This window comes from Pseudomonas sp. GW823-FHT01D03 (genome assembly GCF_058798255.1).
Genome location: NZ_JBXAKK010000001.1, coordinates 2,133,179 through 2,148,397, shown reverse-complemented (window position 1 = coordinate 2,148,397; position 15,219 = coordinate 2,133,179). Strand labels below are relative to the sequence as shown.

The following is a 15,219-nucleotide window of genomic DNA, read 5'->3' as shown; positions in this document are numbered from 1 at the left end:
TTTACTTGGGTTTCACAGCAGGTTTCAGGACATGACTACTGATTCAACGATCTGGCCGAGCATTTCTTCAGCCTCGGACAGGAAAGTTTTATCGCGCGGGATCTGGAAGTGCCCGCAATCCAGCCACTCGCCGCCCATGCCCGGCTGGCCGAGTTGCGCCGCCAGCTCCAGTGCCTCGGCTTCGCGTCCCAAGGTCCACCAGCACACCGGGTTGACGGTCAGCGGCGCACAGCGCTCAAGCTTGAGCGACAGCTGCTTGAGCCGGCGCGCCACGCTGAACACATGCGCCAGTTCTTCGGCGCCCAGCGCCACATAGGTCGACGCTCCGCGCTCGGCGCTGATGGCACGCTTGAACAGCGCACGCAGGTTGTGCGGCGTTTCTTCACCGTCGATGGACAGGCCCGGTGCGGCGTCCGGCAGCGTCACCTGCAGGAAGTCGCGCAGGTCGGCTTGCCAGTCATCGACAGCCCCGGCGTCGACCGCCGCCGACGGCACGAAGCTGTCGACCAGCCCGACAAACTTGACCTGTTGCCCGGCCTGCTCCAGTTGCGCGGCGATCAACATCGCCAGCGTACCGCCCAGCGACCAGCCCAACAGGTGGTAAGGCCCCTGCGGCTGTTTCTGACGAATCTGCGCCAGGTAATCACTGGCCATCTCCTGCAGCGAGGTGTCGTTGAACGTCGGATCCAGCAGCATCCGCGACTGAATCGCCAACACCTGGCGTTGACCGCTCAGGCGCCGCGCCAGGGGCTCGTAGTCGAACACCGTGCCAAAGCCGGCGTGGAGGCAGAACAGCGGCGTCACGCCCTTGACCTCGGCGTTCATCGCCAGCAACCCGGAGGCTTTTTCCGCCGTGCCCTGAACACTGGCAACCAGCTCACCGATGCTCGGTTTCTGCATCAGGTCGCGCAGTTTCAGGCTCAGGCCCTGAGCCTTGAGCACACGACTGCGAGCCACCACTTGCAGGCTGAGGATCGAGTCGCCACCCAGTTCGAAGAAGTTGTCGGTGAGCCCGACACGTTCGATTTTCAGCACCTCCTGCCAGATCTTCGCCAGGGCTTTTTCCAGCTCGGTGCGCGGCTCGACGTAGGCCAGGCGCTGTTCGGCGTCCGGATTCGGCAGGGCTTTGCGGTCGAGTTTGCCGTTCGGCGTCAGCGGCATGCGCTCAAGCACCATCAGGTGTGCCGGCACCATGTAATCCGGCAGGCTGGCCTTGAGTTGCTCGCGCAGACGCTCGCCCAAGCCGTCGGCCGGCGTCTCGGCAGCGGCCAGCACATAGCCGAGCAGTTGCTTGCCGCTGACACCCTCGCGGGCCACTACGGCAGCGTCACGCACGCCCGGCTGCTGCTTGAGGCGCGCTTCGATTTCACCCAGCTCGATGCGGAAACCACGGATCTTCACCTGATGGTCGATCCGCCCGAGGTAGTCGACGGTGCCGTCGGCACGCTGGCGCACCAGGTCGCCGGTGCGGTACAGGCGACTGCCATCGGCACTGAACGGGTTGGCGACGAAACGTTCGGCGGTGCCACCGGCACGCCCCAGATAACCGCGCGCCAACGCGCCACCCAAGTACAGCTCACCAGCGATGCCGGCCGGCAGCGGGTTGAGGTCGCTGTCGAGCACATAACCGCTGCGCTCGCCGACCACGCTGCCGATTGGCGCATAGGCCGCGCCGCATTGATCGTCGACCGCGGCCTTCCAGATCAGCGGCGTGACCACGGTTTCAGTCGGGCCATAGCCGTTGATGATGTACTGCGGTTGCAGTGCGCGTTTGGCCAGTTCGAAACTCGCCACCGGCACCGCGTCCCCGCCGAAGCAGTAGATCCGTACCGGCGGCGGATTGCCGTGCTGCTCAGCGTGTTCGGCCAGTTGCTGCAGGTACACCGGCGGGAACGCGGCCACGGTCACGCCGTGCTGATGCAGGGCGTCGTAGGTCTGTTCCGCAGTCCACAGGCTGTCGTCACGAATCAGCAAACGCGCGCCGTGCGTCAGGGTGGTCAGCCAGCGCTCATGCGCGCCGTCGAAGGCGAATGACATGAAGTGCAACTCGCAATCGGCCGCGCTCATTTCGTAACGCTGACCGATCGCCTGGCAGTGCATCGCCAGCGGCCCGTGCGCCACGCCGACACCTTTCGGCTGACCGGTGGAGCCGGAGGTGTAGATCACGTAAGCCAGGTTGCCCGGCTGCACCGCGACCTGCGGCGCCGAATCTGGCTGAGTGCGCAGGTCCAGTTGATCGAGCTCCAGCACATGCAGGTTGGCCTGGGTCGGCAGCACCTGACGCAGACTCGAATCGCTGAGCAGCAAGGCGATGCCCGAATCGTGCATCAGATAACTCAAGCGCTCGCGCGGATAAGTCGCGTCCAGCGGCACGTAGGCACCCCCGGCCTTGAGCACCGCCAACAGCGCGACGATCATGTTTTCGCTGCGTGGCAGGGCCACACCGACCCGCACTTCCGGGCCTACACCTTCGGCGATCAGCGCATGCGCCAGACGATTGGCCCGCGCTTCGATCTGGCCATAACTGAAGGCCTGCTCATTGAAGATCACTGCGGTTTGTTCGGCATGTTGCTCGGCCCACCCGGCAATACGCTGGTGCACCAGCTTAGTCTGCGGGTGCGCGACAACGTCTGGCGCGGGCGCGACTTGCCCGGTCGGCAGACCGATGCGTCCCAGCGCCTGCCCGGCGTCCTGAACCAGTGCGGTGAGCAAGCCTTCCATGTTGCTGCGGATGCCCTCCACGGTCGCCAGATCGAAGTGTTCGCGCAGGAACATGTACTCGATCACCAACCCGTCTTCGAGGGTGACCATCAGGTCCATCGGGAAGTTGGTCAGGCCTGAGTTATTGATCTCGCCAAACTTCAGCGAATCATCGCGCCACTCACGCAGCGCCTGATCGATCGGGTGGTTTTCGAACACGATGATGCTGTCGAACAGCGACTGCCCGGCACGCCCGCCCCAACGCTGGACGTCGGTCAACGGGGTGTACTCGCGCTCGCGCAGTTCCAGGTTGAAGTCCTGCAACTCGCGCAACCAGGCGCCCACGGCCTGCTCGGCCGGCACGTCCTTGATCACCGGCAAGGTGTTGATGAACAGGCCCAGTATCGATTCCGAGGCCGGCAGACTCGCCGGACGCCCCGCCACCGTGGCGCCGAACGCCACGCAACGCTGCCCACTGTACCGGCTCAGCAGCACCAGCCACGCGCCCTGCACCAAGGTGTTGAGGGTGATCTGCTGCGACTGGGCAAAGGCTTTCAACTGCTCGGTGCGGGTTGCGCCCAAACGGCTGTACAGCGCCTGGTGACCGCGACCGCTGCCGGTGCGCGTCACCGCGTCCGCCAGATAGGTCGGCTCGTCGAGCAGGCTCAGGTGCTGACGCCAGAAACCTTCGCTGGCATTCGCGTCCTGCTGTTGCAGCCAGTTGATGTAACCGCGGTACGGCACCGCGTCGGCCAGTGGTCGTCCGGAATACTGGCTCAGCACTTCACCGATCAACTGCGAACTGCTCCAGCCGTCGATCAAAATGTGATGGTAAGTCCAGATCAGTTGATAGCTGTGCTCGCCGACTTGCACCAGCGTCAGCCGCTGCAGCGGTGGCTGGTCAAGGTCGAAGCCCTTGGCCCGCTCGGCATCCGCCAGGCCTTGCAAGGCCTCGGCGCAATGATCCTGCTCACGCCAGTCGAGGAGACTGAACGGCAACTGCGGATCGGCGAGCACAAATTGCAGCGGCTCGGCCATGTCCTGCCAGAGGAAACCGGTGCGCAGAATGTCGTGGCGACGGCTGACGGCTTCCCACGCGGCTTGCAGACGCAGCGGCTCAAGGCCCTGCACCGGAACGCTCAACTGGTTGACGTACAGGTCCGATTCCGGCGAATTCAGGCCGAGGAACAGCATGCCCTGCTGCATCGGCGACAAGCGATAGAGCCCGTCCAGATGCCCCGCCGGCAGTGGCAGTTGCGCGACTTGCGCCTCGCTCAAGCCGTGCAGCGGCAGATCGATCAGCGCCGGCTCCGGCGCCAAACGCCCTTCGGCAGCCTGCACGCACAGGGCCAGTTGCTGAATGGTCGGTTGCTGGAACAGGTCTTTCGGGCTCAGCTCCAGCCCTTGCTGACGGGCGCGACTGACCACCTGAATCGAGATGATCGAGTCGCCGCCCAAGGCAAAGAAACTGTCGTGGGTGCTGACCTGCTCAAGGCCCAGCACCTCTTTCCAGATCTCCACCAACGCCTGCTCGGTGGCGTTCACCGGTTCGACATGCAACTGCGCGGCACTCAGTTCCAGTGCTGGCAGGCGCTTGCGGTCGATCTTGCCGTTGGGGGTCAGCGGCAGTTGCGCCAGCCACAGGCGATGGCTCGGCACCATGTAATCCGGCAGGGTCGCACCCAGCCAATTGCCGAGGGCTTGCTGCAGTTCGGCCTGTTGCTCGGCGCTGGCGTCGATGATCGCCGGATCGCTCGGCACCAGATAAGCAATCAGTTGCTGACTGCCCGAGACTTCGCTGGCCACGACCACCGCTTCACGCACGGCGGCATGCGCCAGCAGGCGTGCTTCGATTTCGCCCAGCTCGATACGCAAGCCGCGAATCTTCACCTGATGGTCAATCCGGCCCATGTACTCCAGATCACCTTCTTCGCGCTCACGAATCAGGTCGCCGGTGCGGTACATACGCTCGCCGCTGCCGACGAAAGGATTCGGCACGAAGCGCTCGGCGGTCATCGCCGCACGTCCCAGATAACCGCGAGTGATGCCGGCGCCGGACAGGTACAGCTCGGCCGAAACGCCTTGCGGAACAGCGTGCAGATCGGCATCCAGCAGATGACTGGCACTGTGCTCGAGCGCACGACCAATCCGTGCCTGACCGCCAGCACTGCGGCGGGTCCAGGTCGAATAAGTGGTGTCTTCCGACGGGCCATACAGGTCGTAAACGTGCTCGACCGTCGACTGCTGATACAGCGCCTCCACCAGCGCTTGTTTCAGCGGTTCACCCGCCAGGTTGATGATGCGCACGCTCGGCGGAATCTGCCCCGCACGCTGCAGCGCGGCAATCGCCGACGGAACAGTGTTGATCAGGCGCACCTGGTCGCGGGCCGGCAGTTGCGCCAGCTCCAAGGCATTACGGGCGATGATCAGCGAGCCACCGTTGGCCAACGTGACAAACAGCTCCCACACCGACAGGTCAAAGCACACCGACGTCGAGGCCAGTACGCCTTGAATGTCGTCGCGGCTGTAGACCTTGGCCGACCAGTCGATCAGCGCCATGACGTTGCGATGGGCAATTGCTACGCCTTTCGGTTTGCCGGTGGAGCCGGAGGTGTAGATCACGTAGGCGAGGTTGTCCGGTTGCACCGCAGTCTGTGGCGCAACAGCCGAATAATCGCTCAACGAAACCTGATCCAACAGCAGCACTTGCGTATCGCCCGGCACGCTCAGGGTCGCCGCGACCGCATGTTCGGTGAGCAACACCCGCGCGCGGCTGTCTTCGAGCATGTAGGCAACGCGATCCGCCGGATAGTCCGGGTCCAGCGGCACATAGGCGCCACCGGCCTTGAGCACCGCGAGCAAGGCAATCAGCAACTGCTCGGAACGCGGCATCGCCACGCCCACGCGCACTTCCGGGCCGACGCCCAACTCAAGCAGTTTGTGCGCCAGACGGTTGGCCTGGGCCTCCAGTTCGGCGTAGGTCAGTTGCGTATGGGCGAAGGTCACCGCCAAGGCATCCGGGTTAGCTGCCACTTGGCGGGCGATGGCTTGATGGATGCACAGATCGGTGACGAAATCGCTGTTCACCAGCGGGCTGTGCTCGATCAGGTTCAGCTCGCTGAGCGAACGCTCCCCCGACTCGCTCATTTGCCCGAGCAAGCGCTGCAGATACCCAGCCAATTGCACCACGCTGTGCGCGGCAAAGCTTTCGCACTGGTAGCTGAAGTGCATCGACAACTCGTCGCTCAAGTGCACCAGCAGCGTCAGCGGGTAGTTGGTCTGCTCATGATTGTGGATTTCGCCGAAGCGCAGTTCTTGTGGTGCGCCCTGCGCCAGCGCCTCGGACACCGGGTAGTTCTCGAACACCAGAATGTTGTCGAACAGCGCCTCACCATTGCGAGCCGCCCAGCGCTGAATATCGAACAGCGGGGTGTGCTCATGCTCACGCAAGGCCAGGTTCTGCGCCTGCACGCTCTGCAACCATTCGCCAACGCTCGATGGCGACTGCGGACTGGCGATGACCGGCAAGGTGTTGATGAACAGACCGATCTGCTGCTCGACCCCTCTGAGCTCAGCCGGACGCCCCGCCACCGTGGCACCGAACGCCACACACGGCTGGCCGGTCAGGCGCTGCAACAGCAGCAGCCATGCCGCCTGAATCAGCGTGTTGAGGGTGACTTTCTGCTGGCGCGCAAACTCGCCCAGACGCCGCGTCTGCTCAGCGTCGAGCACGCAGAAATGTTCGCCGTGGCCATCGCGTGGCGCATCGCCGCGCTGCGCCTGCAACGCTTGCGCCAGCAAGGTCGGCGCTTGCAGGTCAGCCAGTTGTGCGGTCCAGTAACGTTCGCTGGCCTGCACGTCCTGACGCTGCAGCCATTCGATGTAATCGCGATAACGTCCGGCCAGTGGCGGCTGGGCAACCCCGCTGTAACGCTGCAGGACTTCGCCGAGCAACTGCGAGTTGCTCCAGCCGTCCATCAGGATGTGGTGGTTGGTGTAGATCAAGTGGCAGCGCTGCTCGTCCAGCCGCACCACGACCATGCGCAACAGCGGCCCCTGGCTCAAGTCGAAACCTTGCGCCTGTTCGGCTGCGGCCAATGCATTCAGATCACTCTGGCAATCGTCACTATCACGCCAGTCGAGCACGCGGAACGGCATGTCCAGTTGCTTGTGCACCACCTGCACCGGACGCGCCAGCTCACCCTGCCAGACAAAGCTGCTGCGCAGGATGTCGTGGTTGTCCACCGCCGCTTGCCAGGCTTGCTGGAAGCGTTGCGGATCGAGGCCTTCGACATCGAGCCGGACCTGGTTGATGTAATCGCCGGTGGCCTGCTCGTAGAGGCTGTGGAACAACATGCCCTGCTGCATCGCCGACAGCGGATACACATCGGCGACCTGCCGTGGCGCCAGCGGAAACTGATCGAGCTGCGCCTGCGTCAGGCCGGCCAACGGGAAGTCCGACGGGGTCAGGCCTTCGATGCCCGGGGTCAGGCAATGGCCGATCAACGCTGCGAGTTCTGTGGCGTAATCTTCGGCCAGGGCTTCGATCACCGCGCTGTCGAAACGCTCGCGGCTGAACGTCCAGCCCACCCGCAGCTCGCCGCCATACACTTGACCGTTGAGGGTCAACCAGTTGCCCAGCGGCGCCTCCGGGCTCTGATCGAGGCCGGCGTTGTCCGGCGACGGCACGAACAGCGCAGCCTCGTCGCCAGCGAAACTGCCGTCGAACTGCCCAAGGTAGTTGAAGGTGATGCGCGGGCTCGGCAAGGCCTGCAAGCTCTGCTGCGCGCGGGCATCACCGAGGTAACGCAAGGCGCCGAAACCGATGCCCTTGTTGGGGATCGAGCGCAGTTGTTCCTTGATCTGCTTGATCGACTCGCCAAGCGTGTCTGCCGGCGTCAGGCGCACCGGGAACAGGCTGGTGAACCAGCCCACCGTGCGGGTCAGATCGACACCGTCGAACAGTTCTTCGCGGCCATGGCCTTCGAGCTGGATCAGCGTCGACGCCTGCCCGCTCCAACGGCCGATGACTCGCGCCAGTGCCGTCAGCAACAGGTCATTGACCTGGGTGCGGTACGCCGCCGGGGCCTCTTGCAGCAGTTGCCGCGTCAGCTCGGTGCCGAGCCGGGTCTGCACGGTCTGGGCCAGACGATTGTCCTGGCTGGCGTCCGTGCGTTTGCACGGCAGATCGGTACTCACATCGCTCAGGCAGGCCTGCCACCAAGCCAGCTCTGCCTGCAACGCCGGGCTGTTGGCGTAGCGCTGCAAGTGCTCGCCCCAGTCCTTGAAGGCACTGGTCCGGGACGGCAGGCTCAACGGCTGATCATTAAGCAATTGCTGATAAGCGTTTTGCAGATCCTCCAGCAGAATCCGCCACGACACGCCGTCCACCGCCAGGTGATGAATCACCAACTGCAAACGCTGAGTGCCATCGGCCAGATTTGCCAGCACCGCACGCAGCAACGGCCCGTGTTGCAGATCGAGGCTGCGCTGGGCGCGATTACCCAAGGCTTCAAGGGCGGCGGCATCCGCGACCTGTTCCTGCCAGAGCAGGTTCTGCGGCAGCGCTTCGACCGCGCGATGCTCGGCCTGCCACACGCCATCGCGCTGAGTGAAGCTCAGGCGCAAGGCATCGTGATGAGCGACCAGTGCGCGCAACACTTGCTCGACCTTTTCAGCATCCAGCGCCTGCCGCGGTTGCAGCAGCACCGACTGGTTCCAGTGATGACGCTGCGGAATCTCGTCGGCGAAGAACTGCTGCTGGATCGGCAGCAGCAACGCTGCACCACTCGCGGCTTGCTGATCAATCGTCGATTCGTCGCCACCCCACTGCGCGACCAGCGCCAGACGCTGTACGGTCTGGTGCTGGAACAGGTCTTTGGGATTGAGGCGAATGCCGGCCTGACGGGCGCGGCTGACCACCTGAATCGAGATGATCGAGTCACCGCCCAATTCAAAGAAGTTGTCGTGGATGCCGACTTGCGGCAGCTTCAGCACGTCCTGCCAGATCGCCGCCAGCCCCTGCTCCATCGCGCTTTGCGGCGCCTGATAGGTCTGCTGCGCCTGGCTGGCGTCCGGTGACGGCAAGGCGTTGCGATTGAGTTTGCCGTTGGCGGTCAACGGCAATTGCGCCAGCAGCAACAGGTGCGCCGGGACCATGTGATCCGGCAGATGGGCCTTGAGTTCGGCGCGCACGCTGTCGCGCCACAGCGCCTGTTCGGCCGGGCTTGCGTCGAGCAGCGCGGCGTCGCCTGGCACCAGATACGCCACCAGTTGCTGACCGCTGAGGCCCGGCTGCGCCAGCACCACGGCCTGGCGCACGGCAGCCTGTTCCAGCAGTTGCGCTTCGATCTCGCCGAGTTCGATACGGAAACCGCGAATCTTCACCTGATGGTCGATCCGGCCGATGTATTCGATCACGCCGTCGGCGCGATAGCGCGCCAGGTCACCGGTACGGTAAAGACGCCCGCCATCGGCGGCGAACGGGTCGGGAATGAAGCGCAGGCTGGTCAGATCCGCGCGGTTCAGGTAACCGCGAGCCAGGCCGGCGCGACCGACGTACAGCTCACCGATGCAGCCTTTGGCGACCGGGTTCAGATCTCCGTCGAGCAAGTACCAGGACAGATCGGGAATCGGTTCGCCGATTGGGCTGCTGGCGTCACGCTGCAAGTCGGCCAGCGAAATCGGCCGGTAGGTCACGTGCACGGTGGTTTCGGTGATGCCGTACATGTTGATCAGCTGCGGTGCCTGATCGCCGAAACGCTCGAACCACGGACGCAGGCTCTTGACCTCCAGCGCCTCGCCGCCGAACACCACGTAACGCAGCGCCAGTGCTTGCGTCGCGTGTTCGGGGGCACAGGCCACTTGCATCAATTGCTTGAACGCCGACGGCGTCTGGTTCAGAACGGTGACGCCTTCACGGCAGAGCAAGGCGAAGAAATCTTCCGGCGAACGGCTGACCTCGTAAGGCACCACCAGCAGTTTGCCGCCGTACAGCAGCGCCCCGAAAATCTCCCACACCGAGAAATCGAACGCGTAGGAATGGAACAGGCTCCAGACATCCGTGGCGCCGAAATCGAACCACGCATCAGTGGCCTCAAAAAGGCGCAGCACGTTGCGATGGGCCAGCAACGTGCCCTTCGGCTGACCGGTGGAGCCGGAGGTGTAGATCACGTAAGCCAGGTTGTCCGGACTCATGCGTACGTGCGGATTGCTGTCGCTGTAGCCTTCCAGACCGTCACGTTCCTGATCAAGCATCAGGCTGCGCAACGAATCCGGCACCGGCAAACGCCCAATCAGATGACTCTGGGTCAGCAGCAAGGCGATGCCGCTGTCGCCGATCATGTAGCTCAGGCGTTCTTCCGGGTACGTCGGGTCCAGCGGCACATAGGCGCCGCCGGCCTTGAGAATCGCCAGTAGGCCGACCAGCATGTCGAGGCTGCGCTCCACCGCCAGACCGACGCGCACGTCCGGGCCGACACCGCTGGCAATCAGCTTGTGGGCCAACTGGTTGGCGCGGCTGTTGAGTTCGCCGTAGCTCAGGGACTGCCCGGCACAGCTCACGGCAATCGCTTGCGGGGCGCGGGCGGCTTGTTGTTCGATCAATTGATGCAAGCACTGCTCGCTCGGGAAATCGCGGATGGCCGGGTTCCACTGCTGCAAGGTCGCCGCGCGTTCGGCGGCGTCATGCAGCGGCAGTTCGGCGATGCGTTGAACGCTGTCGGCAACGATGCCTTGCAGCAGATGGGTCCAGTGTTGCGCCAGGCGTTCGATGGTCTCGAGGTCGAACAGGTCGGTGGCATAGGTCAGCTCGGCCCAGACGTTGTCGCTCGATTCAAAGGTGTTCAGGGTCAGGTCGAACTGCGCGGTACTGGACGCCCAAGGCAAGCCTTCAATCGCCAGTTTTGGCAGACGCGTGGCACCCTGCGCCTGACGCACCTGGCTCTGGTGGTTGTGCATCACTTGGAACAATGGGCTGTGGCTGAGGCTGCGCTCCGGTTGCAGCGCGTCGACCAGTTGCTCGAACGGCAGATCCTGATGCGCCTGCGCACCCAGCACCGTATTTTTCACTTGCTGCAGCAGGCTGCGGAACGTCTGCTGACTGTCGAACTCGGCCTTGAGTACCTGGGTGTTGACGAAGAAACCGATCAGGCCTTCGGTCTCGACCCGGTTGCGGTTGGCCACCGGCACCCCGACGCGGATATCGGCCTGACCGCTGTAGCGATGCAGCAGGGTCTGGAACGACGCCAGCAACAGCGCAAACAGCGTGACGTTTTCGCGTTGCGCCAGGTGCTTGAGCGCGGTGGACAGTTCGCGGCTCAGCGGGATATCACGACGGGCGCCACGATAGCTCTGCTCGGCTGGACGCGGACGGTCGGTCGGCAACTCCAGCAGCGGTTGATCACCATCGCCGAGTTGTGCGGTCCAGTAGCTCAATTGACGCTCGCGTTCACCGGCGTCCATCCACTGTTTCTGCCACACGGCGTAGTCGGCGTATTGCACCGGCAGCGCCGGCAATTGCACGTTCTGGCCCTGGCTGTAGGCGGCATACAACGCCACCAGCTCATCGACCATGACATTCATCGACCAGCCATCGGAGACGATGTGATGCAGGGTGATGACCAGTGCGTGGTCATCGGCGGCCAGACGCAGCAGTTTGACCCGCAGCAACGGGCCTTGCTGCAGATTGAACAGGTGCAGGGTTTCGGCGGCGACCAGCGCTTGCAGCGCCGCCTCGTCGAGCTCCGCTGCCACGTCCTGCACCTGCAGATCGAGCGTGCCGTGAGCCTGGATCACTTGCAGGGTCTGGCCCTGCTGTTCGACGAAGCAGGTGCGCAGGGATTCATGGCGCTCGATCAGCGCGTCGAAGCTGCGCTGCAACGCCGGCAGATCCAGTTCACCGCGCAGACGCAGCGCCGCCGGCACGTGATAAGCGGTGCTGGTCGGTTCCAGTTGCCAGAGGAACCATTGACGCTCCTGGGCATAGGACAGCGCCAGCGGTTGCTGGCGTGGCAAGGCAACAATCGGCGGCTCCCGATGCGCCTGATCGACACCCAGCGCGGCGACGAAGTCTTCCAGCGTGCTGTGTTCGAACAACGTGCGCAGCGGCACCTGCACGTTCAGCGCCTGACGCACCCGCGAGACCACTTGCGTGACCAGCAACGAGTGGCCGCCCAGTTCGAAGAAGTTATCGCTCAGGCCCACGCGATCAAGCTTGAGCACCGCTTGCCAGATCTCGGCGACGCTGTGTTGAGTGGCGGTTTGCGGGGCGATGTAAGTTGATTGCAACTGGCTGGCGTCAGGTGTCGGCAAGGCTTTGCGGTCGACTTTGCCGTTCGGCGTCAGCGGCAGTTGCGCGAGGAACAACAGGTGCGCCGGCACCATGTATTCCGGCAGCTCGGCCTTGAGGCTGGCTTTCAATGCGGCGCGCAGTTCGCCTTCATCAATATCGTCGGCGGTAGGCACCACATAGCCGACCAGTTGCGGGCCGGTCGGGCCATCCTGAGCGACTACCACGGTTTCGCGCACGCTATCGAGGGCGAGCAAACGCGCTTCGATCTCACCGAGTTCAATCCGGAAACCACGGATTTTCACCTGATGGTCGATCCGCCCGATGTACTCGATCACGCCTTCGGCGCGGTAGCGGGTCAGGTCGCCGGTGCGGTACAGGCGCGCGCCGGTTTTCGAAAAAGGATCGGGGACAAAACGTTCGGCGGTCAGGCTCGGGCGCTGAAAATAACCACGAGCGAGGCCGTCGCCGCCGATCAGCAGCTCACCCGGGGCGCCGAGCGGATTGAGCTCAAGGTCGCTGCCGAGGATGTACAACGCGGTGTTGTCGATCGGCGTGCCGAGGAATGGACGGCTGTTGTCCGCACTCAAGGCGTGCTGCGCCGACCAGATAGTGGTTTCGGTCGGGCCGTAGAGGTTCCACACGCTCGGCGTCAGTGCGAGCATGCGTTGCGCCAGTTCCAGCGGCAGCGCTTCACCGCCACAGAGGAACGTGCGGCCCGCCAGGATTGGCGCCTGTTCATTGTCCAGCAGCATGCGCCAGGTCGAGGGCGTGGCTTGCAGCGCCGTCACGGCGTGACGCTCGATCAGTTCGAGCACCGCTTGCGGGTCTTGATGCACGTCCTTGCCGGTCAGCACCACACAGGCGCCAGCCAGCAATGGGCCGTAGATTTCGAGGCCGAAAATATCGAACGAAAAGGTGGTCAGCGACAGCATGCGATCCGTGGCCACGATACCCGGCTGCTTGATCATGCTCGCGACAAAATTGCTCAGCGCCGCGTGGCGCACCATCACGCCTTTGGGTTTGCCGGTGGAACCGGAGGTGTAGATCGTGTAGGCCAGATGCTCGCCATTGACTGCAACGTCCGGCGCGGTCTGTGGATAAGCCGCCAGCCAGTCGTGAGGCTGATCGAGCAACAGGCTTTGTACGCCCGGCGGGATCGGCAGCGTCTGCAAATGGCTTTGGGTCAGCAGCAATTGCAGGCCGCTGTCCTCGATCATGTAGGCCAGGCGATCCTGTGGATACGCCGGGTCCAGCGGCACATAAGCACCGCCGGCCTTGAGGATCGCCAGCAGGCCGACGATCATTTCCGCGCTGCGCTCGACGGCGATGCCAACCAGTTGATCCGGGCCGACACCGGCCTCGATCAGCTTGTGCGCCAGTTGACTGGAGCGGGCATCCAGCTCGCCGTAGCTCAGCACGTCTTCGCCGATGATCAGGGCAGTGGCCTGCGGTGTTTGCTGCGCACGCCGGGAGAAATCATGCTGCACGCATTCGGCTTGCGCAGTGCGGTCGGCGCTGCGCAACCAGTCCTGCAACAGCACGCCGTGCTCGGCGCTTTCCAGCAACGGCAATTCGCCGACGCGCTGGCTCGGTGCGGCGACGATACCGCGCAGCAGGTTCTGCCAGTGACGCGCCAGACGCTCGACGGTTTCAGCTTTGAACAGATCGGTGGCGTAGGTCAGCTCGGCGGCAAAGCCGTCGCTGGACTCGTAAGTATTCAGCGTCAGGTCGAACTGCGCGGTGCGCCCTTCCCACTGCACATCCTCGACACTCAGCTGCGGCAACTGCGCCGCGTTGCGCCCCTGATCACGGCTGGTCTGGTGGTTGAACATCACCTGGAACACCGGACTGTGGCTCAGGCTGCGCTCCGGTTGCAAAGCTTCGATCAGTTGCTCGAACGGCAGATCCTGATGCGCCTGCGCGGCCATCGCCGCCTGCTTGACCTGAGCCAGCAACTGGTTGAACGGCAACTGCCCGCTGACCTCGGCACTCAGCACCTGCGTGTTGACGAAGAAGCCGATCAGGCCTTCGGTCTCGACCCGGTTACGGTTGGCGGTCGGCACCCCGACGCGAATCTGCGCCTGTCCGCTATAGCGATGCAACAACGCCTGGAACGACGCCAGCAGCAGCATGAACAGGCTCGCACCTTCGCGCTGCGCCAGCTGCTTGAGGGCGTCACCGAGGTCAGCCGGCAGGTTCAGTTCCAGCCGCGCACCGCGCAGGCTTTGCACGGCCGGACGCGGGAAATCGATCGGCAGCTCCAGCACCGGCTGCTCGCCGCCCAGGGTCTTGACCCAGTAGGCCAACTGGCGCTCACGCTCGCCCGCTTCCAGCCAGTGCCGCTGCCAGATCGCGTAGTCGGCGTACTGTATTTCCAGTTCCGGCAGGCTCAGCGGCTGCCCGGCGGTGTCGGCGGCGTAATGCTGGATCAGCTCGTTGACCAGGACTTTGATCGACCAGCCATCGGCGATGATGTGGTGCTGGATCAGCACCAGCACATGGTCGTCTTCCGCCACTTTCAGCAGCGCCACCCGCAGCAGCGGGCCCTGCTGCAAATTGAACGGGCGTGCGGTTTCGCTCTCGACAAAGGCCTTGATCGCGGCGTCTTCCCCGGCGGCATCGAGGCCCTCCGGCAATGGCGTCAGGCTGATGCTCAGCGGCAGCTGCGGGTGAATCACCTGGCAAAAGCTTTCACCCTGCTCGGCGAAAGTGGTGCGCAGGCTTTCGTGACGCGCCGCCACCGCGTTGAAGCTGCGCTCCAGCGCCGCCACATCCAGCCGCCCCTTGAGGCGCAGGGCGCTGGGGATGTGATACGCGGTGCTGTGCGGGTCCATTTGCCAGAGGAACAGTTGACGTTCCTGAGCGTACGACAGAGGAATCGCCGCAAACCCGGAACGTGTTTCCGGGATCGGCAGGTTGGCCGGAGAGACGCCCTCTTCGAGCATCTTTTCCAGGTACAGCTTACGTTTGTCCAGCGGCAGAGTGATAAAGCGCTTGGCTACCCTCAAAGCAACACTCTTGTCCATCAGACTTCCTCCATATCGTCAAGCAGGGCTTCCAGCTTGCTCAGTTTCTGTTCGTTGATTGCCCCGCCTCCTGTATCGAGTCGAGCGACAAAATCGCTCAGGACGGGGTGCTGGAATAACAGTTGCGGGGTCAGCGTCAGGCCCAGTTCAAGGGCCATGCGCGACACCACGTTGACCGCCAGCAGCGAGTGCCCGCCGAGT

At 63.8% G+C, this 15,219-nt stretch carries 2 protein-coding genes (1 of these 2 running past the window's edge); both read right to left on the bottom strand.

Annotated features, from left to right (window positions below; translation table 11 throughout):
* Window positions 1–24: 24 nt before the first annotated feature.
* Window positions 25–15,018, bottom strand: a complete 14,994-nt coding sequence (locus tag AC1RBR_RS09485) for a non-ribosomal peptide synthase/polyketide synthase (protein ID WP_492563990.1) — start codon at window positions 15,016–15,018, stop codon at window positions 25–27.
* Window positions 15,018–15,219, bottom strand: partial view of a non-ribosomal peptide synthetase gene (locus AC1RBR_RS09480; RefSeq protein ID WP_492563988.1) — the end only. 12,119 nt of this gene lie beyond the right edge of the window; 202 of the gene's 12,321 nt are visible here — the last part of the coding sequence; its start codon lies off the right edge, out of view; the stop codon is at window positions 15,018–15,020. Before AC1RBR_RS09480 ends, AC1RBR_RS09485 begins: the two co-directional genes overlap by 1 nt.

Coding starts and splice junctions, on each gene's coding strand:
- AC1RBR_RS09485 (WP_492563990.1), bottom strand. CDS start 15,018: ATGGACAAGAGTGTTGCTTTGAGGGTAGCCAAGCGCTTTATCACTCTG.